23 protein-coding genes and 1 tRNA gene are annotated in these 23,127 nt (G+C 61.6%); 7 read left to right on the top strand and 17 right to left on the bottom strand.

Translation table 11 applies throughout. The features are described 5' to 3' along the window. Positions 1–110 precede the first annotated feature (110 nt). The gene (locus F0M17_RS07125) at positions 111–992 is read right to left on the bottom strand and encodes a hypothetical protein (protein ID WP_149596769.1); all 882 of its coding nucleotides are present in this window, start codon (positions 990–992) and stop codon (positions 111–113) included. Between F0M17_RS07125 and F0M17_RS07120 the strand changes: the two genes are divergently transcribed. From F0M17_RS07120 to F0M17_RS07110, 3 genes are all read left to right on the top strand, one after another. Then, positions 985–3,372: a SpaA isopeptide-forming pilin-related protein gene (locus F0M17_RS07120; protein WP_149596768.1), complete on the top strand. Its 2,388-nt coding sequence runs from the start codon at positions 985–987 to the stop codon at positions 3,370–3,372. The genes F0M17_RS07125 and F0M17_RS07120 overlap by 8 nt on opposite strands. A gap of 70 nt (positions 3,373–3,442) precedes the next feature. Then, positions 3,443–4,855: a SpaH/EbpB family LPXTG-anchored major pilin gene (locus tag F0M17_RS07115; RefSeq protein WP_168201973.1), complete on the top strand. Its 1,413-nt coding sequence runs from the start codon at positions 3,443–3,445 to the stop codon at positions 4,853–4,855. Positions 4,856–4,980: 125 nt separating this feature from the next. Next, the gene (locus F0M17_RS07110; protein ID WP_149596766.1) at positions 4,981–5,892 is read left to right on the top strand and encodes a class C sortase; all 912 of its coding nucleotides are present in this window, start codon (positions 4,981–4,983) and stop codon (positions 5,890–5,892) included. Between the two features lie 29 nt (positions 5,893–5,921). Here the strand turns inward: F0M17_RS07110 and F0M17_RS07105 are convergent, their stop codons facing one another. Further along, positions 5,922–6,626 carry a class I SAM-dependent methyltransferase gene (locus tag F0M17_RS07105; protein ID WP_149596765.1) on the bottom strand — a complete coding sequence of 235 codons (705 nt, stop codon included), beginning with the start codon at positions 6,624–6,626 and terminating at the stop codon, positions 5,922–5,924. A 259-nt stretch (positions 6,627–6,885) separates the two neighbouring features. On the opposite strand from F0M17_RS07105, the gene F0M17_RS07100 reads away from it, so the two are divergent. Then, complete coding sequence (locus F0M17_RS07100; protein ID WP_149596764.1) at positions 6,886–7,494, top strand: hypothetical protein; 609 nt, start codon at positions 6,886–6,888, stop codon at positions 7,492–7,494. A gap of 310 nt (positions 7,495–7,804) precedes the next feature. On the opposite strand, the gene ilvC is transcribed toward F0M17_RS07100, so the two are convergent. From ilvC to F0M17_RS07085, 3 genes are all read right to left on the bottom strand, one after another. Then, positions 7,805–8,836, bottom strand: coding sequence for a ketol-acid reductoisomerase (gene ilvC, locus F0M17_RS07095; RefSeq protein ID WP_038991389.1), 1,032 nt, complete (start codon positions 8,834–8,836; stop codon positions 7,805–7,807). Positions 8,837–8,956: 120 nt separating this feature from the next. Then, positions 8,957–9,475 (bottom strand): acetolactate synthase small subunit, encoded by a 519-nt coding sequence (gene ilvN, locus F0M17_RS07090; RefSeq protein WP_038991387.1) that lies wholly within the window; start codon positions 9,473–9,475, stop codon positions 8,957–8,959. A 3-nt stretch (positions 9,476–9,478) separates the two neighbouring features. Further along, the gene (locus F0M17_RS07085) at positions 9,479–11,362 is read right to left on the bottom strand and encodes an acetolactate synthase large subunit (protein WP_149596763.1); all 1,884 of its coding nucleotides are present in this window, start codon (positions 11,360–11,362) and stop codon (positions 9,479–9,481) included. Between the two features lie 615 nt (positions 11,363–11,977). Between F0M17_RS07085 and F0M17_RS07080 the strand changes: the two genes are divergently transcribed. After that, positions 11,978–12,439, top strand: coding sequence for a hypothetical protein (locus F0M17_RS07080; RefSeq protein ID WP_038991384.1), 462 nt, complete (start codon positions 11,978–11,980; stop codon positions 12,437–12,439). A gap of 80 nt (positions 12,440–12,519) precedes the next feature. Here F0M17_RS07080 and F0M17_RS07075 read toward each other — a convergent pair whose 3' ends face one another. The 9 genes from F0M17_RS07075 to F0M17_RS07035 form a co-directional block, all read right to left on the bottom strand. Next, on the bottom strand, positions 12,520–13,044 hold the full coding sequence (locus F0M17_RS07075; RefSeq protein WP_149596762.1) for a hypothetical protein: 525 nt from the start codon (positions 13,042–13,044) through the stop codon (positions 12,520–12,522). Positions 13,045–13,124: 80 nt separating this feature from the next. Further along, complete coding sequence (gene idi / locus F0M17_RS07070; RefSeq protein ID WP_149596761.1) at positions 13,125–13,649, bottom strand: isopentenyl-diphosphate Delta-isomerase; 525 nt, start codon at positions 13,647–13,649, stop codon at positions 13,125–13,127. Positions 13,650–13,679: 30 nt separating this feature from the next. Continuing rightward, on the bottom strand, positions 13,680–14,540 hold the full coding sequence (locus tag F0M17_RS07065) for a prenyltransferase (protein WP_149596760.1): 861 nt from the start codon (positions 14,538–14,540) through the stop codon (positions 13,680–13,682). Further along, positions 14,537–14,851: a lycopene cyclase domain-containing protein gene (locus F0M17_RS07060; protein WP_038991379.1), complete on the bottom strand. Its 315-nt coding sequence runs from the start codon at positions 14,849–14,851 to the stop codon at positions 14,537–14,539. Before F0M17_RS07060 ends, F0M17_RS07065 begins: the two co-directional genes overlap by 4 nt. Beyond that, a complete protein-coding gene (locus F0M17_RS07055; protein ID WP_149596759.1) occupies positions 14,841–15,170 on the bottom strand; it encodes a lycopene cyclase domain-containing protein in 330 nt (109 codons plus the stop codon). Before F0M17_RS07055 ends, F0M17_RS07060 begins: the two co-directional genes overlap by 11 nt. After that, positions 15,167–16,759, bottom strand: coding sequence for a phytoene desaturase family protein (crtI, locus tag F0M17_RS07050; RefSeq protein WP_149596758.1), 1,593 nt, complete (start codon positions 16,757–16,759; stop codon positions 15,167–15,169). The genes F0M17_RS07055 and crtI overlap by 4 nt, the downstream gene beginning before the upstream one ends. Beyond that, a complete protein-coding gene (locus F0M17_RS07045; protein WP_149596757.1) occupies positions 16,756–17,700 on the bottom strand; it encodes a squalene/phytoene synthase family protein in 945 nt (314 codons plus the stop codon). The genes crtI and F0M17_RS07045 overlap by 4 nt, the downstream gene beginning before the upstream one ends. A gap of 5 nt (positions 17,701–17,705) precedes the next feature. Further along, complete coding sequence (locus F0M17_RS07040) at positions 17,706–18,839, bottom strand: polyprenyl synthetase family protein (RefSeq protein ID WP_149596756.1); 1,134 nt, start codon at positions 18,837–18,839, stop codon at positions 17,706–17,708. Next, a complete protein-coding gene (locus F0M17_RS07035) occupies positions 18,836–19,333 on the bottom strand; it encodes a MarR family winged helix-turn-helix transcriptional regulator (protein ID WP_168201972.1) in 498 nt (165 codons plus the stop codon). The genes F0M17_RS07040 and F0M17_RS07035 overlap by 4 nt, the downstream gene beginning before the upstream one ends. 116 nt (positions 19,334–19,449) lie before the next feature. On the opposite strand from F0M17_RS07035, the gene F0M17_RS07030 reads away from it, so the two are divergent. Continuing rightward, positions 19,450–20,280, top strand: coding sequence for a tryptophan-rich sensory protein (locus F0M17_RS07030; protein ID WP_149596755.1), 831 nt, complete (start codon positions 19,450–19,452; stop codon positions 20,278–20,280). Beyond that, positions 20,277–21,740 carry an SDR family oxidoreductase gene (locus F0M17_RS07025; protein WP_149596754.1) on the top strand — a complete coding sequence of 488 codons (1,464 nt, stop codon included), beginning with the start codon at positions 20,277–20,279 and terminating at the stop codon, positions 21,738–21,740. The genes F0M17_RS07030 and F0M17_RS07025 overlap by 4 nt, the downstream gene beginning before the upstream one ends. Before the next feature lie 21 nt (positions 21,741–21,761). Here the strand turns inward: F0M17_RS07025 and F0M17_RS07020 are convergent, their stop codons facing one another. The 3 genes from F0M17_RS07020 to bcp form a co-directional block, all read right to left on the bottom strand. Further along, the gene (locus tag F0M17_RS07020; protein WP_073707546.1) at positions 21,762–22,322 is read right to left on the bottom strand and encodes a MarR family winged helix-turn-helix transcriptional regulator; all 561 of its coding nucleotides are present in this window, start codon (positions 22,320–22,322) and stop codon (positions 21,762–21,764) included. 112 nt (positions 22,323–22,434) lie between these two features. Then, positions 22,435–22,519: transfer RNA gene (locus F0M17_RS07015), tRNA-Leu, on the bottom strand. A gap of 92 nt (positions 22,520–22,611) precedes the next feature. Continuing rightward, positions 22,612–23,103, bottom strand: coding sequence for a thioredoxin-dependent thiol peroxidase (gene bcp / locus F0M17_RS07010; protein WP_038991372.1), 492 nt, complete (start codon positions 23,101–23,103; stop codon positions 22,612–22,614). Positions 23,104–23,127 lie beyond the last annotated feature (24 nt).

Genomic DNA, 23,127 nt, shown 5'->3' with positions numbered 1-23,127 from the left:
GTTTAAGCTAATTCTTAGAACTTTTTGAATGCCCAAAATTTTCCTCTTCCAAGAGAAACCGCGCATTCGCAACCTTGACTGCCATCCTCTTGAGCTTCCGCATCCAATTATTAATTTTCGTTGTTGACGAAATTGAATTTCATCCGATACGCTATCGCCATATCACTCGCCCGGATGTTGGGGGTCCGGCAAAACTTGGGGAAAGCCAGTTGATCGTGGGGATCAAGTGGCTGAAATTTTGGCACTCGTTTTGGGAAACGAGCACCAGATTCAACGCACCAGTCTGCGTTCTTCAGGTCTAGCATCCCCGATGTCCTCGGATATTGGGGAATTCTTGTGTTTGGCAAACCTGTTGGGGACAGAGTTGCACGACGGAACAACGGTCGTTCCGGTAAATACTCCTTGCTCTGGGGAGCAGGAAAACATGGCACGTCGCAAGGTGCCATTTCCAGCGTGGCAATCAGCGCTGGAATCGTCTTCGCCTTGGCGTTCGCCGGAACATTAGTTCCAGCTTCCGCCACTTCGTCGGGCGAATCGCCAGTAGATGAAAGGCTGGCCCCCTCGGCTGCCGAATTCGATTCGAAAATTGTACTTGCTTCTGAGTCTCCAACTAGCCCGGCACCATCACCGGCTGAATCTTCAACGGCTGCGTCTTCTCTCGAACCTACTGTTCCAAAGGTGAAATCTTCAAAGCCACCCGTTGAAAAGCAACTGGCGGTGACGCAGACGCCAACTTCCGTGCCGAAAAAGGAATCGGAGGCACCGGTTGCTCGAACGCTGCCAACTGAGGAGCCGACTGTCGATGAGGAGACCACTACCGAGGAAGCTTCCAGCGCGCCGTCCTCGAAAAGCGCACCGGCAACCCTGAAAGCATCTGCCACAGCCGAATCCTCTCCAACCGAGGCTGCGAAGAAGTCATCGGAATCGTCCTCTCCGACACCGACATCGTCGCCCAGCAATACTGAAAACAAACTGCTCGCACCGATGGCCATAGGGGGCGTTTGCAACGTCGTCCAGGCATCAACTCAGGTTCTTGGGGGATTTGAGCTTGATGGCAACCTATGTGCCAATAACGCGAATCTCGCCGATTGGACGACCGTCCTGTCGGCGCCTTCGGGCAATGATGGTTTCGACGACAGCACACAGTTCACCAGCGGTGCCAGTGAAAGCAACTGGCCTTGGTCGGCTAAACAAATAGCTGGTGACGGCAGTGCATCGGGCCAGGCAGACATTGGACGCAACTACGCCTACTCGACGACAAGTAGCGGTCATGTCTACGCATTCTTGGGTTTTGAACGAGGGGAAGCAGAAAATACCAACGGTACCATCCGTTACATCGTCGAGCTCAATGTCGAGAATAACGCCCCATCGGGCTCTCCTATTCCGGTGCGCACCAATGGAGACCTTCGATTAAGCATCCAGCAAAATGGCAACGGCCCGCTCTACCTTTCCGGTGCCTATTTGTGGGATGCCAGTACGGAAAAATGGGTGCAGCAGCAGCAAAACCTCAACGGCTTTGTCGGGGCAACGAATACGCAGCCCATTTCCGGCTTCGATGAAACCACCACGATCCCGGCACGCGGCTTCGCAGAAATCGGCATAGACCTGACTGCCCTGTTTGGAGAAGCGACCTGTACCGGCAATTACGGCACGCTGAATCTGCGTTCCTCTCGTTCCACAACGGAAACTAACAGCTTGGGCGACTGGATCACTCCAATTCCCCTTGCTGTGCCCAGCACCTGCTCCAGCGTGGTTGTCGAAAAGAACTGGGTTATTGACGGTGAAGAATTCGAGAACGGCCAGCAGCCCGATGATTACACTGCCGCTCTGGAACTGACCGGCCAGAACTCCCCGCAGTTCGGCACCGCTTACGCCAAGCGCAGCAATGGAGCCGATTACGAGGCCAATGATCAGATCACCATCGCAGAATCTGTCCCGGCGCTGCCCGCCGGTTGCACCAATGTTTCCTCTGGGGATCTCGGAGCACAGGTATTGCAACCGGGGCTGAACACCTACACGGTCACCAACACCGTCACTTGCACCACCCTGACCTTGGAAAAGGAAGTTATAGGTGCGGCGGCGGCCACGGAATGGACGCTGGCAGCTGACGGCAGCTCATCGGACCTGTCCGGAATAACGGGCAGCGAAAGCGTAACCAACGTACCGGTAGCTCCCGGCCAATACGCCATCTCCGAATCCGGACCGGAAAACTACCAGCTGACGGACTTGTCCTGCGAGGGTGCGGTTGTTAGGGAAGACAACACCATCACCATTGCGGCCGGGAGCAAGGCCACTTGCGTGCTCACCAATACCCAGGAAATTGACCTGATAGTCACCAAAACCTGGGTGGTCAATGGCACCGAATACGCCCATGGAGATCAACCGGTCGGCGACGCAGATTTGAGCATCGGTGGGCAAACCGCAGAATTCGGGGCAATTAGCACCGGACACCTGATCGGCCGCGAAGTAGCCATTGAGGAAACCCTCTCCGACGCGCTTCCGGAACTATGCACGGTCACCAGTTCAACGATCGACGGCATCGAAGGCGAATCCGCTACGCACACCATGACCGAAACACCTTCGCCCAATGTGGTAGCGATTGTGAACACGGTGGACTGCAAGCAGCACTTGACCCTAGTCAAGGTGCTGGACAACGAGGACTTCAACGGAACGTCGACCACCGGCGACTGGACGCTGAAGGCTGCCGGCACCGCCGGGAGCATTGAAGGCAAGACCGGGGATACCTCCATCACCAACGCTTTGGTCGGCGTGGGAACCTACCAGTTGACCGAGGAAGGCACCGCTGCAGGCTATGAACCAGGCACCTGGAGCTGCGTCGGCACCGGAAGTGGAGAGGGCGCGAGCATCACGCTGGAACTTGGCCAAGAAGCCACCTGCACCATCGTGAACACGGCCCTTCCCGGGGCGGTCAGCTGGAGCAAGACCACCGTTGACGGCGACCTGCTTGCAGGCGCCGAATGGACCCTGACCGGTCCGCTGGGAGATGCATCGGAAACCATCTTGGTCACCGACTGCATGGCCGAGGGGTGCATCGGTCCGGACATGGATCCAGCCAAGGGGAAGTTCGCCTTGGCAAACCTGAAATGGGGGAACTATACGCTCCAAGAAACTACGGCTCCTCCGGGCTACATCAAGGACGAGACGATCCACGAGTTTGACGTCACCGGGGACACGCTGGATATCGAGCTGCCTGCCATCACCAATGAGCAGCAGGACGGTCCCGCGCTTCCACTCACCGGAGGCATCGGCCGAGATCAGATATATCTGATTGGCGGCGGAATCCTGGTACTGGGGCTGGGCATTTGGGGTGCGCAGACCTTCCGTATCCGTCATAGCCGGAATCTCGGCTAGATTCAACAATTTCACCAACCACGCTGAACTTGGGTAGGCGTAAAAATCACTCGCACAAGAAGGAGTAATCGTGTTCACGCAACGCAGACTCGGCAAGCTAGTTGCCGGAGCAAGCGCCTTGGCTCTTGCTGGGATGGGGCTATTTGGGGTAGCTGCCGCATCCGCTGACGAAGTTTCGGATATTACGCCGGGAACCAAAGGCAGCATCATTGTCCACAAGTCTTCGGCGGACCCTGTTGCAGGGCTCAATAACGGCACCCTGCTGGATCCGGATCCAGGCTTCGGGAAGGGCCTGGACGGTGTCGAATTTACCTTGCAGCCCGTGCTGTTCGACGGCGATCTCATTGACCTGAGCACGGCTGAAGGCTGGGAACTCGCAGAAGCGTTGCCATCTGAAACCGCCGGCGAAGCATTGCCGGAAGGCTACAGCCTGGGAACCGGTGTGCCGCAGACAACCGTTGGAGGCGTCGCTACCTTCTCCGGTTTGGAATTGGGGCTGTATCTGGTCACCGAAACCGATTCCGGCAACAACCTGATCAATGCAGCGGCCGCACCGTTCTACGTGAGCATTCCGTACCCGAATGCTGACAGCACCTGGAACTACAACGTTCATGTGTACCCGAAGAACACGCTGAACACGATCCACCAGCACAAGACCGTGGATGACACTGCCAAGCTGCTGGGTGACGTGGTCACCTGGACGCTGGTCACCGACGTGCCTGCATCAGATCTTCCATACAAGTCCTACACTCTGACCGATAACCTGTCGGCCAATCTGGAATTCATCTCCTGGGAATCGGTCTCGATCGGTACCTTGGATTTGGATCTGGATGTCCATTACGAGGTATCAGATGACAAATCGGTGATCACGTTGACCCCGTTGGGGCTCGAAGAGCTTGACGACGCAGGTGCAACCACGGTGACGGCGATCCTGAAGACCAAGGTCGTCTCGATTCCTGAAGGCGGAGTCATCGAGAACACGGCAGCGGTGAACATCAATGGCACTCCAGATCAGCAAACCACCAACACCAATCTGGGCACCCTGCAGCTGGAAAAGAAGGCTGAAGGCGAGAACGGAGCCCTGCTGGACGGTGCGGTCTTCGAGCTCTACGGAACTGAACCTGATGCCGACGGCAATGCCACCAGTGCACCAATAGGTGAGGCCAAAACTACGGTCGACGGAAAAATCACCTGGGAACTGCACCTGGGCATCGAGCAGGACATGCAATCGAGCTACTGGGTCAAGGAAACCAAGGCACCAGCCGGATACGTGCTCCCAGCTGACCCATGGTCCGATGAATTGGTTGTCATCAACGGCCAAATCCTGGTCGAAACGATCACCAACCATAAGCCGACCGGTCCTGATCTGCCGCTCACTGGCGCTTCGGGCACCGTCCTGTTCACCATTGCAGGTGTTGGCCTGATGGCCGCCGCCGGTGGTGCGGTACTGGTGAAGCGCCGCCGCGCACGCACCCAGGGCTAAGCCCGCGTACTGGTTGCTGCAGCGCAAAGCCAACCAGTAGATGGCGGGAGAACTAAGCATTGCTTGGGTCTCCCGCCATTTCCATTCTGAACTTGCTGCTTCCTACGACTCCATAGGCAGAAATCATGAGCTCCACATCCAGTTCCACGCTGGCTCCACCACCCAGGCCCAGGGACCGCTGGCGCGCCCCGGTCTCCACCTTGGTGATCGCCGCCGTCTTCCTGGCGGGCACGCTCATGCTGCTGTACCCACCAACCGCGAGCTGGTTCTCGCAGTACAACCAATCCAGGATCATCAAGGAGATCTCCAGCGACGTTTCGCACGAGGACAGCTCGAGGATCTCCCAGGAGCTTCTGCGGGCACAGGAGTACAACGAGGAATTGGTTGGCGGTGGATTGCTGGCTCCGGGCAGCAACGTCCCCACCAGCGACGGCTCGGTGCGGGAAGATACTGAGTACGACTCCCTGCTGAACGTCAACAGCGAGGGGCTCATAGGCCGGCTGCGCGTACCGTCGGTGGAAATCGACCTGCCGATCTACCACGGTACCGATGCGGAAACCCTGCTTAAAGGCGTAGGGCATCTGCAGGGCACGGCGTTGCCTGTAGGCGGGCAATCCCGGCATACGGTGCTGACCGCTCACCGCGGACTGCCGGAAGCCAATCTGTTCAACGATCTGCCCCAGGTCGAAATCGGCGAGACCTTCAGCATCGAAGTCTTCAACGAGGTGCTGACTTACCGGGTCGTCGAAACCCAGACGGTGGAACCGGATGAGACCAAGGCGCTTGCCCCTCAGTTCGGCAAGGATCTGGCCACCCTGGTCACCTGTACTCCCCTGGGCATCAACACGCATCGCATGCTGGTCACCGGCGAACGCGTGCACCCCACCCCGCAGGCCGATCTCGATGCTCTCGGCTCCACTCCCGAGATCCCGGGCTTCCCCTGGTGGAGCGTCTGGCTCGGGTCGGTTCTGGTGCTCCTGGGTATCTGGGTGTACCTTGCCGGTCGCCCGCGAAAGAGCGGGGACACCGGGTCCTAGTCCGCGGTGGCAGGTTTGCGCATCACCTGCTAGCGCGTCGAACGCAGCGAGAAGAATAGGAAGCTCAAGAACGCGTCTCGCTCGCGCAGCGCCTCCGGAATCACTCCTTCTGGCGCATCCTTCACGTACGGAGGTTCCCATACCCGCTCGATGGCGAACCCGGCGGAGATCAGCGCTGCCATGGTTTCATGCAGCGGACGATGCCAGTAGGTTAGCTGGGCTGGCTTCCCATTGAAGGCTACTTCATCGGTGTACTGGGTGAGCTGGAAGTAGTCCTTGCCGCGGTGGTTGAACGGATAGAGAATCGGGTGGTTCACCGACATGATGAGCCGCCCGCCGGGCTTGAGCACACGGCGAACTTCTTCCAAGGCGTAGGTCCAGTCCGGCAAGTAGTGGAATACCAGGGAAGCAATGGCGTCATCGAAACTGCTGTCGCTGTAGGGAAGCTTCTCCCCCAGCGTGGCTACTTGGAGGTCTGCGTCATCGCCCAGCCGCTGGCGCGCCAGATCCACCATTGCCTGGCTGGTATCGAAGCCCGAGACGGTGGCTCCGCGAAGGATCAGCTGTTCAGCCAGGGGCCCAGCACCGCACCCGATATCAAGGATCTTCCGGCCTGCGACCTCTCCTGCCAACTCCAGTGTGGCCGGGCGCTCGTAGTAGCCGTTCAGCAGGCTGAATTCGTTCTCATCCGCGTAGTCCGTAGCGAAATCATCGTAGTTGCTTTCCTGCAGCACCGGCGCACTCCCTTGGTTGTTTCCAGCGAGTCTAGCAATCAGCCTAAGAGAATCACGTGGGAACACGGCCTGCCGGGCGACTGCTTTCCATGAGCTTGGCCGCTCGTGCTTCCACGGCGTCCAGCTAACAGAACCATCAGAAACACGTATTTGAACAGGACATAATTCCACGATCTGCTTCACGTTACGACAAAGCCATTTACACTCAAAGCATGGGACAAACCGGTCCTGTAATCGCTCGCATCTATATGGGGAGAAATTGAATAAATTGATTCAGCGCGCGCTGGCAGTGGTTGCCACCGGCGCGCTTGCTTTCTCTGGTGTTGCTGTTTCCGCGGCGGCGCCGCCGCCAACTGCCGCACCTTCAGTCTCTGTTGCCGCCGCCAAGAAGGCACCAGCCGTGTCCATCAAGAAGATCGGCACGAAAACCGTCAAGGGATCCGCCAAGGCGACCATCAAGCCCAGCTATTCCAAGGCCAAGAACGTCAAGATCAAGTCGGCGTTGCTGAAGGTGGTCAAGGGCAAGAAGACCATTGCCAACAAGAAGAAGTCGGTTAAGCTCGCAGCAGGCACGTATAAGGTCACCACCACGGTCAAGTACCAGCTCAAGGGCAAGACCTCGACTGTGAAGAAGACGCAGACCTTGCTGGTGAAAAAGAAGGCTGCCGCCAAGCGATCCGTGAAGATGAATGGCAAGGCCAAGAACTGCCCGGCGGGCTACCCGGTGAAGGGAAACCGGACGGGCAGCAAGAAGGAATGGAAGTACCACGTCAAGGGCCAGCGCTTCTACGACATCACCAAACCCGAAGAATGCTTCAAGACTGCAGCTGATGCGCGCAAGGCCGGCTACAGGGCATCGAAGATCTGAGCCGGCTCCGGCTGGCACTATTTATCAATAACTGAATAGGAATTGGCCTCGACTGCTGTGCTGGCAAAGCAGTCGAGGTCAATTTTCTTGTGGGAGCCTTTTGGTCCAGTTCGGCTTTGGAAGCGTCCGCGTTGTCCATGGATCGGTTCTTCAGGATATTCTCGGCTAAGGAACTCGACGTGTCCTAAGAGGTCAGCGAGCCCAGCGATTCAGCTCATGATTTTCACGCAGCAAAAAACCGCTGGCCCCGACAACTAATAATTGTCGAGGCCAGCGGCGCTTGGCTAGTAAATCAGCTCATTGCCTGCGATTAGCGGGCTACAGAACCATCTACGTAGTCATCCGAGGATGCATCCGAGATCCAGGAGAACAGCGAGCGCAGTTCGCGGCCGGTGGTCTCGATTGGGTGTGCTTCGCCCTTGGCACGCAGTTCCTTGAACTCAGGAGCGCCGGCCTTCTGGTCTTCCATGAAGCGGTTTGCGAAAGCGCCGGACTGGATGTCAGCCAGGACAGCCTTCATGTTTTCCTTCACCTCTGGGGTGATCACGCGTGGGCCGGAGACGTAGTCGCCATACTCAGCGGTGTCGGAGATCGACCAGCGCTGCTTGGCGATGCCGCCTTCCCACATCAGGTCGACGATCAGCTTCAGTTCGTGGAGCACCTCGAAGTAGGCGATCTCCGGCTTGTAGCCAGCTTCGGTCAGGACCTCGAAGCCGTACTGGACCAGCTGGGAGGTGCCGCCGCAGAGCACAGCCTGCTCGCCGAACAGGTCGGTTTCGGTCTCTTCGGTGAAGGTGGTCTCGATGACGCCGGCGCGGGTGCCGCCGATGCCTGCTGCGTAGGACAGTGCCAGTTCCTTGGCGCCGCCGGTGAAGTTCTGCTCCACGGCGATCAGGTCAGGGATGCCGCGGCCGGCTTCGAATTCGCGGCGCACGGTGTGGCCTGGCGCCTTAGGGGCAACCAGGGCAACGTCAACGTTGGCTGGTGGCTGGATGAAGCCGAAGCGGATGTTGAAGCCGTGGCCGAAGAACAGGGCGTTGCCCTCTTCGAGGTGCTCGGCGATCGACTCGGTGTAGACCTGGGCCTGGACCTGGTCCGGGGTCAGGATCATGATGACATCTGCCCAGGCTGCTGCCTCGGCAACGGTGGCGACCTTCAGGCCTTCGGCCTCAGCCTTAGCGCGGGACTTCGAGCCCTCGGCCAGGCCAACGGTGATTTCGACACCCGAGTCGCGCAGGCTCAGTGCGTGGGCGTGGCCCTGGGAGCCGTAGCCAATGATGGCTACCTTCTTGCCCTGGATGATCGAGAGGTCTGCGTCGTCTTCGTAATACAGATCAGCCACTGTAATTCTCCTTATATGTGCTTCTGGTGAAGAAGTCTTTGCTGAGGCACTGTTGCTTACTTCCAAGCTAGGTGCCAAGTATCTAAATTTTGTAGTTCGTGTCTCTTGAAGTCGTTGCGCCTAGGCGGAAATCGTCTTCAAAGCGCGGTCGCTCATTGACTTGGATCCGCGGCCTACGGCCAGGGTTCCTGCCTGGACGATCTCGCGGATGCCGAAGGGCTCAAGCACTGCCAGCAGCGCATCGATCTTCGCGGCGTTGCCGGTGGCCTCCACGACCAGCGAGTCGGTGGATACGTCGATCACCGAAGCACGGAACAGTTCCGCGGCCTGGGTGACCTGCAGACGGGTCGTTGCATCGGCGCGCACCTTGATCATGATGTGGTCGCGCTGCACCGAGGTTTCGGGCAGCAGTTCCACGATCTTGATGACGTTGACCAGCTTGTTCAGCTGCTTGGTGACCTGCTCCAGGGAATCCCCCTCGGCGTCGACCACCACGGTCATGCGGCTGATGCCGGCAATTTCCGTCGGGCCCACGGCCAGCGAGTGGATGTTGAAGGCGCGGCGGGCGAAGAGGCTGGCGACGCGGGTCAGCACGCCGGGAACGTCTTCAACCAGTACCGAAAGCGTATGCTTTGCCATGTTCTAGTCCTCCTCTTCCCATTCAGGGGTCATGCCGCGGGCAATCTGGATCTGGTCGTTGCTGACTCCCGATGGGACCATTGGCCACACCATGGAATCGGCTGAGACCACGAAGTCGATGACTACCGGGCGGTCATTGATTTCCAATGCCTTCTGGATGGTCGCATCGATATCCTCATCGCGTTCGCAGCGCAGGCCCACGCAGCCGTAGGCGTCTGCCAGCTTCACGAAATCGGGAATCCGGGCGGTTCCATGTCCGGTGTTCAAATCGGTGTTGGAGTAGCGGCCATCGTAGAACAGGGTCTGCCACTGGCGAACCATGCCCAGCGACGAGTTGTTGATCACCGCAACCTTGATCGGGATCTGGTTGATCACGCAGGTGGCCAGTTCCTGGTTGGTCATCTGGAAGCAGCCGTCGCCGTCAATGGCCCAGACCACGCGGTCCGGCTGCGCCACCTTGGCGCCCATCGCGGCAGGCACCGAGTAGCCCATGGTGCCCAGGCCTGCGGAGTTCAGCCACGAGCGCGGACGCTCGTACTTCACAAACTGCGCAGCCCACATCTGGTGCTGGCCCACGCCTGCCACGTATACGCCTTCCGGACCGGTCAGCTCGCCGATCCGCTGGATGACATTCTGCGGAGCCGAGAGGCCATCATGGGTTTCGGTGTAGCCGATCGGGTAGGTTTCGCGCAGGCGGTTGAGCAGTCCCCACCAGCCGGTCAGATCCTGCTGGGCTTCGTTCTCGAAGCGTGCGGCGCAGGCTTCGTGCAGCTGCGGGATGATCTCATCCAGCGAACCCACGATCGGCACATCGGCCACGCGGTTCTTGGAGATTTCCGCGGGATCGATATCGGCGTGGATCACCTTCGCGTTCGGCGCGAAGGTGGAGAGCACGCCGGTGACGCGGTCATCGAAGCGGGCCCCGAGGGTGATCAGCAGATCCGCCTGCTGCAGCGCGGTCACTGCGGACACGGCGCCGTGCATGCCCGGCATGCCCACATGCTGTTCATGCGAGTCCGGGAAAGCGCCGCGGGCGGTCAGGGTGGTGACCACCGGTGCGTTGATGAATTCCGCGAATTCCTTCAGCTGGTCGTGCGCGTTGGCCTTGATCACGCCGCCACCAACGTACAGCACCGGGCGGGTTGCCGAAGCGATGAGCTTGGCGGCTTCGCGCAGCTGCTTGTTGTGGCCACGGGTGACCACGCGGTAGCCGGGCAGGTCCACCTTGGGCGGCCAGGAGAAGGTCATCTCGGATGTCTGCGCATCCTTGGTGATATCCACCAGCACCGGACCGGGACGGCCGGTCTGCGCCAGGTAGAACGCGCTGGCCAGCGTGCGAGGAATGTCCTCTGCGTTAGTGACCAGGAAAGCGTGCTTGGTGATCGGCATCGTGATGCCGACAATGTCTGCTTCCTGGAATGCGTCAGAGCCAATGAAAGCGCTATTGACCTGACCGGTTATGGCCACCATTGGGACCGAGTCCATATTGGCATCGGCCAGTGCGGTGACGAGGTTGGTTGCGCCTGGACCGGAAGTGGCGATGCAGACGCCCACTTCCCCGCTCACCATGGCGTAACCCTGTGCGGCATGGCCTGCACCCTGTTCGTGGCGGACCAAGACGTGGTTAATCTTGGTCGAATCCATCAGTGGATCATAAGTGGGAAGGATGGCCCCACCTGGTAATCCGAAGACGTCTTTGACGCCCATTTCTTCCAGCGAGCGGACGATGGCTTGTGAGCCCGTCATCTGCGTGGGAGCAACGATATTATTCGGACCCTGGACCGGGTTCGAAGCTTCCACGACGGAAGAGACAGCGGCGGCGGCATCCTTGGTTCGATTGACTGACTTCGCAACCGACGCCGGATTGGCGGGTGTTGAGTTGCTCATCGGGATCCTTTCCATTTCTATCTCTTCGTTTACGCATAAAAAACGCCCCGCGGCCGTCACTGATGACGAAAGGGGGCTTGCGCGTTACCGGTGTACCGTCCGTGGTGTTGGACAGCGCCTCAGGCTCCGCGCCTGATAACTAGTAGTACATCGGTGTTTATTTGCATGCCTCTAGTTTTCTCCACCTCACGGCAAAGAGCAACTAGACACCCTGTTTATCTCATTATATGAGATGAATGTCCAAAGATTGGACGCGTCTCACGTTCAGACTTTGGCCATTTCGCTTCCCGGGCACTGAAAGCGCCTGTCGAAGCGGGGTTAGCTAAAGACAAGCACCAGCTGCCAGGGATGCGATTAATCCAGCTCGCAGCCCTGCCCCAAGGAAACCGCCCGCCTTGCAGATGGTTTCGCTTGCAGCTTTAAGCCAAGAATGGCATGAATTGGGCCAGTGGCCACACGTGCGCATGGCGTCTTGACTCAATTAGCATCTTGGCTCATTAATCCCATTCTAGAAGTCAATATGACCAATCAGATAACCCATGACGTGTCGATGACATATTTCGATAAGTGTTGCGTCTGATCAAATTGTCCAAACTTATCGGTAGAGTAAGGGGTATGGACAAGCGCCCAGACGAAAATCCGACCCAGCAGGTCAAGGACCGCCTCCACGAGGCTTTTGACTCGCAGATCCCCAATTTCGCCAGCTACAATCTCGTGGCGGGCACCGGCATCGCCGGCTCCGGGGGGCTCAAGGTCATCGGATATCGACGCCAGCCGGCGGAGCTGATTATTGCGCCAGTCAATGCAAGCAGCTTGGAAGCCTCCGAAGATGCCATCAACATCAACAACACGAACGTGAACCAGCTGGCCGAGCTGAGCGATGGCGGCTACGAGATCGCGATCTCTACCGGTCGCGTGTTCCGCTTCAGCGTTCCTGAAGCACCGAGCATCGACTTGCATGTGGATGACGCGATCAGCATTGGTGCCACGCTCGACCAGAAATCGGATGCCGAAGACTTCGCCGATTTCATGGATCACTTCATGAACACCATCGAAGGCACCGAGAACTTCGTATAAGCAGCAACAGCATCCCAAAACGAGAAGGCCATCTCGCCTGCCAGCTCCAACGCGAGCCCTGCGGCGAGGTGGCCTTTCGTTCACAGCGCCCCGGGGTGATTCCCGCGGTAGTCGGAAGCGAGAAACTCACCTTCTACGGTGATAATCTCGACCCGGTCCAATTCGCTGGATTCGTAGCCGACGGATGTGATGACCAGTTCGGCATAGCGGACGGCACTGCCATCGGCGATCCAGTCGCTGCCCTCCACGACGATGGCGAGCACGCCCTGGACCGGAGAAAGCCAGCCGACGGTGGCGTATTGGATGGAATCCTTGGCGAATGAATGGAATCCCGCAGCGCCCTGGCCGTTGAGGTACTGGAAGATTTTCTGATCAGCCCATTCCTGCCGGCCCTCGACTTCCTCCAGGTTATCGGCATACTTCGGCAGCGCCGCGATCGTCGCGTTTGCACCCGGGATGCGGTCGGATGCTTCGAACTGCAGCGGCGTGCAGCCGGCCAGGCACGTTGCCAGCACCAGTCCGGCAGCTACGACGCCGGTTTTGCCCAAGGCATGCCTGGCCTTTGAGCGCCGCTTGATACCGGCAGCAATTACTTGAAGCACCATGCAATTGAGCCTAGCCCATGGCTAGGACATCTCCACAGGCCATTACCGAACCGGTGTTCATGCCGGCGCCGCGCTCGGGGTCAGCCTTGCGCGGCCTGGTACAGGGAAAGCTCCTCGGCCTGCATCACCAGCCACGGGCTGAAGGCCCACGGGGTTGCGCGCAGGGCAACGCCCAGCTGCGCCGGATCCACCCAGCAGTAGTCCATGACTTCATCCGGGTTCGCGGTGATCTCGCTGTCAATCACGGCGGTGAAGACCGGGCAGATTTCATTCTCCACAATGCCCGAGGCATCCACGGCGCGATAGCGGAAATCCGGCAGCGCCGCTTCGATGCTACTGACCTTGAAGCCGAGCTCATGAGCCGCATGGCGGGCAATCGCTTCCTCGAAGCTTTCACCGGGCTGCGGATGCCCGCAGAAGGAATTGGTCCACACCCCTGGCCAGGTCACCTTGGACAGTGCGCGGCGGGTCACCAGCACCTGGCCGGCGGCATTGCGCACATGGCACGAGAATGCCTGGTGCAGCACCGTATCCGTGGTGTGGACCAGTTCTTTCGGTCGCACGCCGATTGGCTGGCCATCCTCCGAAAGCAAAATGACATCCATTGAAATCCTTGATTCCCCATCCGGGTCTAGTTAGGTGAAAAGTGCCGAAAAGATCAGGAGCATGGTCAGCAGGAAACCGCACAGGTAGTTGATCCACAAGAATCTCTTCCATCCTCGATTAACCGTACCCGAGCTCGCGTCGCTGACCCCAAGATGCGGTAGGACGTTGAGCACATAGGGCAGGGCCAGCAGCGACGCCCAGCGGCCGATCCCCTGCACCCCGGCGACCACCAGCACTCCGGCCAGCACATAGCCGGCAAGGACCAGCCAGATGGTGGTGCGGGCGGACAAGGCGGTGGCAATCGAAGACAGGCCGCCCTGGCGATCGGGAATGATGTCCTGGATTGCTCCGAGGGCGTGGCTGGCCATCCCCCACAGCAGGAACGCGCCAAAGACCAGCCACTGCCCGGGCTGCACGCTGGCACCAGCGAGCACCCAGCCGTAGACCGCTGGCGAGACGAAATGCACCGCGCTGGTCAGCGAGTCCAGCCCGGGCCGTTCCTTGAAGCGCAGCCGCGGTGCGGAATAGGCCAGCACGGCGAAGATGGACACGGCCAGCACGAGGTTGGCCACCATGCTTCCCGCCGCTGCGAGCACCACGAGGAACGGAACGGCGCACGCAACGCAGGCGACGAGCAGCGCCTTGTGGCTCTGCCGGGACAGCAGCGCCCCCTCGATTCCGCCCTTGCGCGGATTGCGCAGATCCGATTCGTAGTCGAAGACGTCGTTGATGCCGTACATCAGCAGATTGTAGGGAAACAAGAAGAACACCGCGCCCACGGCCAAGCGCCAATCAACTCCCCCGCCGGCCAGCAGAAAGGCGGCGGCAAACGGGTAGGCGGTATTCACCCAGGAAATGGGCCGAGAGCTGGCAACGATTCCGCGGATCATGAAGCATCCTTTCCGCCTGCGCCGAGCAGCCACCACAGTCCGGGGAGAAGGAAGACCGCGCAAGCGGCATAGAAGAAGTCCTCGATCGGGGCCAGGCCGATATGCACCCCGGACAGCGTGCCGCTGCCGTAGCCGAATAGCCCGGCGTAGATCATCAGGTTGTCGAAAATCGCGGTGAGCACCAGCATCACGGCCAATGCGGCGCCCAGCGGCTTGATCACCGTCCGCAGGCGCTGCTTGCTGGCGGCCAGCCCGGCGGCGAAGATGGCCATGGCCGCGGCAAGGAAGCAGAAGCTCAATTCAAGGAACATGCCGCTCACCTCGCAGCCCGCGCACCAGCATCGGCAGGCCGGCGAAGGCGATCACCGCGCAGTAGCACAGGAAGACGAGGAAGAAGACTTCTTCCAGCGGGAACTGCTCGCCCACCATGATCCCGGTCATGAGCTGCGATTCCTTGTGCAGGAAGATGCCCTGCCTGATGGCCAGCACATCCCAGAGCACGAAGAAACCGGTGCCCAGCGCAAGAGCCAGGATCCCGCGCACGGGGTGGCGGAAGAGAAATAGCTTCCCCTTGGCATCCAGCAGCACCATGCAGGCAAGCAGAAACAACAGGATGCCCAAATAGATCATGCTCCGGCCTCCTGCGCCAGCGTTGCAGCACCGCTTTCGGCCATCGGCCCGGCACCGGAGACACCGAGCACCGCCTTGGCTGCCAGCTCGCCGCTGATCAGGCACATCGGCACCCCGATTCCGGGGCGCACGGTGCTGCCGGCATAGTGCAGCCCGCGCACGGTGGCGCTGCGGTTGCCCGGACGCAGCATGGCGCTTTGCCCCAGGGTATGGGCCAAGCCCAGCGCACCGCCCTTGAAAGCGCCGTACTGGGCGGCGAAGTCCCCCGGGCCGATGCTCTGGCGCACCACGATCCGCGACCGCAAATCCTCGATGCCGGCCCAGGAGGCCAGCTGGTCGATGGCAGCGTCGGCCACCGCCTCGACCATGGCGGCTCCTGCGCCATCGGCGGCGCCCATCCCCCATCCGGGAACGGCTGGGGCAGGGACCAGGATGAACAGGTTCTCGCAGCCCTCCGGTGCCACGTCCGGGTCGGTGGCGCTGGGCTTGCAGACATAGATGCTGGTTTCTTCCTGCAGCGCCTGCCCATTGCGGATGCGCGAGAAGTTCTCGTCCCAGTCGGTGGTGAACAGCAGGTTGTGGTGTTCCAGCTGGGGCAGCTTGCCTTTGACCCCCAGGCAGAGCAGCACCGCGCTGGGGCCGGGGTCCTTGCGCTGGAAGCTCTTGGCTGTATGGGTCTGCAGTTCTTCGGGCAGCAGCTCGCCGTCCAGGTGGCGCACGTCCGCGGCTCCGATGACATGCGCGGCCTCGGTGCGCTGCGCCTTGCCGTGCTCATCGATCCAGCGCACCGCGGTGACCCGCGGGTGCTTTCCCGGGCTGGTTTCGATGGCCGTTGCGGTGGCCGAGAGGTGGATGGATGCGCCGTGCTTGCGGGCCAGCGCGGCCATGGCATCGGCCACGGCGGCGAAGCCACCCATCGGGTATTTGACCCCATCGGCCAGATCCAGGTGGCTCATCAGCTGGTAGAGCGCCGGCGTGCGGTTCGGGCTGGAGCCCAGGAACACCGCCGGGTAGCCGAGCAGCTGGCGGATCTCGGTGCTGGCAAAACGCCGGGCGGCATGGCCTGCCAGGCTGGTGGCCAGCAGCTTGGCCAGCTGCGGGGCGCGGCGCAGGATCTTCGGGTGCAGCAGCCCGGTCAGCGAGCTGAAATCATCGTAGAGGAAATGCTCCAGGGCCAGTTCGTAGCCTTCCTTCGCGGTGCGCAGGTAGCGTGCCAGGGCTGGAGCGCTGCCCGGTTCCAGGGCTTCGAACAGGGCGCTGGCCGCGGCGCCGGTGCCCACGTCCACGGGTGCGTCGCGGTGCTGGAAGAAGACGCGGTAGCCGGGATCCAGCTCGCGCAGCTGAAGCTGTTCGCTGGTGCTGGTGCCCATGAGCCGGAACCAGTGCTCGAAGACCTCGGGCATCAGGTACCAGGAGGGCCCGGTGTCGAAGCGGAATCCTTCGCGTTCCAGGCGCCCTGAGCGTCCGCCGGGATGCGGCTGCTGCTCGATGACGGTGACCTTGCAGCCCCGGGCGGCCAGCAGCCCGGCGCTGGCCAGGCCGGAGAAGCCTGCCCCGATGACGACGACATCCGGGTTTTCGTTCTTCATCTGCGTGCTCTTTCCATGAGTTGCTTGCGGTGCGCGCTGCGGCTGGTTCCCAGCAGCACGCGGGCGGCGATCAGCGCCTTGCGCGGGGTGGAGACCGAGATGCGGGTGCGCAGCAGGTCGGCGGCGTCGGCCTTGCCCAGCTGGGAATTCAGTTCGCGGAACAGGTCATGGGCCAGGCGCACCGCCCGGGCCGCTGACGGGGCCAGATACGGAATCCCGGCGCGGGCTTGGGCCAGGTCCTGCTCGATCTGCTCCACCAGCAGCGCCTTGGCCTGCTCGTCGAAGCGGGCCGGGTTGATCCCGGGAAAGTAGCTGCGTCCCAAGTCCTGGCTGTCTTCGGCCAGATCGCGCAGGAAGTTGACCTTCTGGAAGGCCGCGCCCAGGCTGCGGGCAGCCTGGCGGGCCTGCTGCTCCTCGGCCCGGTCCAGTTCAGGTGCGCCGGGCATCGCACCGAAGACCTGCAGGCACATCAGCCCGATGACTTCGGCCGAGCCGTAGATGTAGTCCTCTAGGCTGCGCGCGTCGTGCTGCCCGGTGGAGAGGTCCGCGCGCATGGATGCGAAGAACGGGCCGGTGAGCTCGGCGTTGATGCCGGTGGCCCGGGCGGAGATAGCGAAGGCATGGACCACCATGTTGGTGCTGTAGCCGCGGTCCATCGCGCGCAGGGTTTCGGCTTCCAGCTCGTCGAGGCAGCCTCCGATGGCCTGGTTATCCAGGCCGGCCTGGCAGGCCACCCCGTCCACGATCTCATCGGCCAGGCGCACCAGCGCATAGATATTGGCAATGTGCCGGGCACTGCCGGCATCCAGCATCCTGCAGGCCAGCGAGAACGAGGTGGAGTATTCGCCCAGCACCACCCGTGCGCTGCGCTGGGCGGCGCGCGAGTAGTGCTCCAGGGCGGCGGTGCCGGCAGCGGGCTTCAGGGAAGTATCGCGTTTCATGGTGTTCAGCTGCTTCGATCCAGGATCAGGCTGGTGCATTCGAGCAGCAGCGTGCGGGCTTCTTCGGGCAAGTCCAGGAAGGCGGCGGAGCCGGTGGCCCGCGAGCACAGCTGCGCAGCCAGCTGGCGGGCGAAGCGTTCGGCTCCCTGCGCCGCCAGCTCCTGGCGGATCCTGCCGGCATCCACCGTTCCCTCGCGGAATCCGGTGAGCAGTGCGGAGAATTCTGGTTGCTCGCTGGCCAGGGCCAGCAGGATGGTGCTCTTGAATTCGCGCAGATCAGATTCCACCGGCTTGCCGGTGCGCGCCGGATCACCGAAGGTGCCGAGCACGTCATCGATGATCTGGTAGGCCACGCCGAGCTGGCAGCCCACCGTGCCGAGGGCTTCGGCCTGCGCGGGGTGCGCTCCGGCCAGCAGGGCTCCTGCCTGCAGCGGCAGCTGGAAGGAGTAGGCGGCGGTTTTCATCTGCTCCATGCGCAGCACCTGGCTGGTGGTGGCAGGTGCCGGGCCCAGCGAGTAGAGCAGGTCTTCGAGTTCCCCGGCTCCTGCCTGCTCGATGGCTTGGAAGAAGGCTTGTTCCACGCCGGCTTCGGCATCGCTGCCGGCCGCGGCGCGGGCGGCGAGCTTGATCGCCTCGCTGATCAGCAGGTCCCCGGCGATGATGCCCACCGAATTGCCCGCATGCTCGGCATCGGCAGGATTCCGGCCGTTGGCCAGTGCGTGGTCGCGGTAGACCGCCGAGATGGTCGGCTCTCCGCGGCGCACGAAGTCGCGGTCCACCACGTCGTCGTGGATCAACAGGGCCGCGTGCAGCAGCTCGAAGGCGCAGCCCAGGTCGATGGCGCGGGCTTCGTTGCGTCCGCCGAAGGCCCGGTAGCCGAGCATCACCATCCCTGGCCGCATGAGCTTGCCGGTTCCCAGGCGTGCGCCGATTCGGGACCAGAGCAGCGCGGTCTGCTCCGAGTAGGCGGCGCTGCGCCGCTGGGCCTGCATGGCCAGAAGTTCCAGCCGGTCGCTGATGGCCTGCCGGGTGGCGTCATCGATGAGCCCGCGCGCGGCCGGTGGGGTTTGCGATAGCGCAGTGTGCGCTGGCGCTGTTGGGGCCGGCAGGGACTGGTGCGTGGTGGTGTGCGTTCTCATGATTCCCTGCTCCCAGGTTGTGGTGTGGTTGCTTGGTGTTCTTCACTGCTCCCGGTCTCCCGCTGGTCCAGTTCGCGCCGGGACGCTTCCAGCTCGGCGCGCAGCCGGACGCGATCCGGCTCGTCGAGTTGCGCACTGAAGGTGTGCAGATGCCGAAGCAGTACCTGTCCCGGTCCGGTGGACACAGGGAAATTGGGTCCCGGGACCACCAAGGTGCGCCGGCGATCCGAGGCGTGATGCCGTCTTTCCACCACTCCGCGGGCCTCCAGCCGATCCAGGACCGAGGTGATTCCTGCCGATGAGACCCCGAGTTCGCGGGCCAGTTGCCCGGAGCTGGGAGTTTGCATGGAACGCAGCAGGTTCACCGCGCGCAGGTCTGTATCGTTCAGGCCAAGCCGATGCCGCAAGCGTGCCTCGCACAGGGCGTAGGAGCGCGTCAGCCGCAACAGCTCCCGGAAGAGTTCCGAGGTCGTCAGCACTGCTGGACATTCCATGATCACTTCTCTCGGCTTATTGATATTTAGCTTATCTAGATACATCATGGTTTAACTATCTCGTTTTGTCGACCCGACACGGGAAAAACTTTCCATCGACCTTTCAGGAGCGCACGATGAGCAGTCCAGCCAATTCCCCCGATTTCCCCCTGCCGGCCCGAACGGCCACGGCATCGTGGACGCTGCCGGTGATCACGGCGCTGGGACTGGTTCTGGCCATCGCCGTCTCGTTCATCGGCAGCGGCGCCCTGGGCGGGACCCCGATCCAGCAGGCAGCCGGCGGCTATCTCAGCGCAGATGCGACTTTGCTGGCACCGGCCGGCCCGGCGTTCTCCATCTGGAGCGTGATCTATGCAGGGCTGGCCGTCTACGGTATTTTCCAGCTCACGCCCGCCGGGCGCCGCTCGGCCTGGGCAGCTAGGTTGCGGATGCCCGCGCTGCTTTCGGCTCTGCTGAACGCCGCCTGGATTGCCGTCGTGCAGCTTGGCTGGCTGGGAGTAAGCGTCGCGGTGATCTTCGCCCTGGTTGCCTGCTTGGCCTGGATGCTGTCCCTCATGATGGCCGGCACCCCTGGCTCGCGCACCGAATACTGGATCATGTGGCTGACCTTCGGCATCTACCTGGGCTGGGTCTGCGTGGCCAGCATTGCCAACACCGCAGCGTGGCTGCTCTCGCTGGGCGTCGGCGAAGGCGCTTCCTGGACGCCGGGATTGGCTGTGGTGCTGCTGGTGGCGGCAGCGGGCATCGGTCTGGGCATCACCGCCTACTCGGGCAGGATTTTCACCGCGGTGGCCATCGCCTGGGGCCTTGCCTGGATCGGCGCGAGCCGGCTGGCCGGCAGCAACCAGTCCGAGCTGGTGGGCTACGCCGGCTTGGGCTGCGCTGCATTGCTGCTTCTCGGCTCGCTGGCCATCGCCTGGCGCCAGCGCGGGGTGACGGCGCCATGAGCTTGATCGCGGTAACCGGAGCCAGCGGATATATTGGCGGACGGCTGGTGCCGCTGCTGTTGAGCAATGGGCACCAGGTCAGGGTGTTCACCCGTGATGCTCAGCGCCTGCGCGATATACCCTGGCGCAGCCAGGTGGAAGTCGTCGAGGGCGACCTGCAGGACCGGGACGCCGTGGCCAGGCTCTGCAAGGACGTGGACCTGCTCTACTACCTGGTGCACTCGATGTCGGGAACCCGAGATTTCGCGGCCCAGGAGAAAGCCTGCGCACAGGTAGTGGCGCAGGCCGCGCGGGAGCAATCGGTCGGCCAGCTGGTCTACCTCTCGGGCCTGCATCCCGCCGGCGAACTCAGCGAGCATCTGGCATCACGGGTGGCCGTGGGAGAAATCCTGTCGGAGGCCGCCAGCACGCTGGTGCTCCAGGCAGGCCTGGTGATCGGCTCGGGCTCGGCCAGTTTCGAAATGGTCAGGCACCTGAGCGATGTGCTGCCGGTAATGCCGGCACCGCGATGGGTGCTGAACCAGGTGCAGCCCATCGCCATCCGCGACACCCTGCACTACCTTGCGGCCTGCGCCGAGCTGGCGGAACCCGCGCAGGGCACCTATGACATCGGCGGGCCAAGCACCTACAGCTACGCCCAGCTGATGAAGATCTATGCCCGGGTGGCCGGCCTGCGCGAGCCGAGCATCTGGCCGCTGCCGCTGCTGACCCCGCGGCTGGCCTCGCACTGGGTGAATCTGGTGACGCCGTTGCCGCACACCCTGGCATCGGCGCTGGTGCAGTCGCTGCAGCATGATTGCGTGATGGGCTCGCGGGAGATCGATGCGCTGATTGCCCCGCCAGCCGAAGGGCTGTGCGACTATCCGCGGGCGGTGCAGCTGGCGCTGGAGAAGATGGATGCTGACGCGGTGCAAACCAGCTGGGCTACCGCCCAGCCGATCGCCGCCCCGGCCGAACCGCTGCCTTCAGACCCGGACTGGGCAGGGCGCAAGGCCTACACGGACATCCGCCGGATCAGCACCAGCGCCACCGAGGCGCAGCTGTTCAGCGTGCTGCAACGGCTTGGCGGGGATTCGCACTATTTCGCCTTCCCCGCCCTGTGGAAGCTGCGCGGCCTGATGGACAAGCTGGCGGGAGGCGTAGGCTCACGGCGTGGCAGGCGCTCGCACAGCACCTTGGCGCTGGGAGATGTGCTGGATTGGTGGCGCGTGGAAGCCCTGGAGGAGAACAGCCTGCTGCGCCTGCGCGCGGAGATGCGCGCCCCGGGGCGGGCCTGGCTGGATTACCGCATCGGGAAGGACAGCGACGGGCGAACGGAACTGATCCAGCGTGCGGTGTTCTTCCCGCGCGGCCTGGCAGGACGCTGCTATTGGTGGGCAGTATTCCCGTTCCATGGCGCCATTTTCCCGGCCACCATCAAGAACATCGTGCGCGCCGCGGAAAAGCAGGAGGAGGGCTGAGCAGCTCCTGCTGCTCCGGGGCTATTCGGTTTCGCCGGGGCCCGCTTCGTCGAGGCTGCTTTCCATGGCATCAGAGGTGCTGGCAAGGAACCGGATCACCACTTCCCGTTCTTCGGGGCTCAGCGATTTGGCGACTTCGAATCGCTTGGCATGATGCCGGCCGACCTGCTCGCGGGCGGCCAGATGGGTTTCCTCGGTCACTTCCACGCACTGCGAGCGACGGTCGGTTGGATGCTTGGTGCGCCGCACATGGCCATGGGCCTCCAACCGGTCAATCATCTTGGTGACCGACGCACTGGAAATTCCCAAATACTGGCTCAGGGCGCCAGGAGTGACCGATTGCCCGGCATGCTTGGCGGAGATCATCTTGCGGATGGCGCGCATGTCGGTTTCGTTCAGTTTCATGTACTGCTGCGAGCTGCGCATGATCCTGCGCTCGATCTGGCGCATCCGGCCCATTTCAGCCATGATCCGGTCGATTTGCTGCAGATCCGCATCCACGACGCCAGCCCGCTTGATCAGCTTCTGGCCAGGATCGGATTCAGCTAGCCCGTACATGGTGGGCAGGTCTTTGGCGGACATGGTGCCTCTCCTGATCGGATCTCGGTCGCGTGCCTAACTGGATCTTACGCCGTGCGTGATGGATGCATGCAGAAAACCCTGCGGCCGATGGAATCAGACCGCAGGGTTTTGTTGGTGCGAGTAGAGAGACTTGAACTCTCACGTCCGAAGACACTGGAACCTAAATCCAGCGCGTCTACCAATTCCGCCATACTCGCTAGCGCTACACCGGAAACACCGTTTCCCTGAAGGCGACCTCATTTAGTGTAGCGGAACTTGGGCCTGATATGAAATCAGTCAAGGGCAGCGGTTACTTCGGATCAATCCCCAAGTCACGGCGCAGCTTTGCCACATGTCCGGTGGCACGCACGTTGTACTGCGCGAGCGCAACCTTGCCCTCTTCATCGACCACGATCGTGGAGCGGATCAGGCCTTCGTAGACCTTGCCGTAATTCTTCTTTTCTCCCCAAGCACCATAGGCTTCAGCCACCGCGTGATCTTCATCGGAAAGCAGCGGGAAATTCAGTTCTTCGTTGGCAACGAACTTTTCAAGCTTTGCAGTCTTGTCCGGGGAGATGCCCAGAACTGCATAGCCCAGGCCCTTCAATGATTCGAGCGAATCACGGAAGTCGCACGCCTGCTTGGTGCAGCCAGGGGTGGATGCCGCTGGATAGAAGTACACAATGGTCTTCTTGCCACGGTAATCGGACAAGGAGACGGAATTGCCGGCAGCGTCCTGCAAGGTGAAATCAGGGGCCTGGTCGCCGACGGACAGGCGGTTAGCCGTTGCGGGAGTACTCATGAGCTGATCCTCTTTTCTTTGCGG

Origin of the sequence: Glutamicibacter sp. ZJUTW, from assembly GCF_008370855.1 — a bacterium.
Lineage (GTDB): Bacteria > Actinomycetota > Actinomycetes > Actinomycetales > Micrococcaceae > Glutamicibacter > Glutamicibacter nicotianae.
The sequence above is the reverse complement of the archived record's forward strand: the minus strand, read 5'-3'. Positions and strand labels throughout refer to the sequence as shown.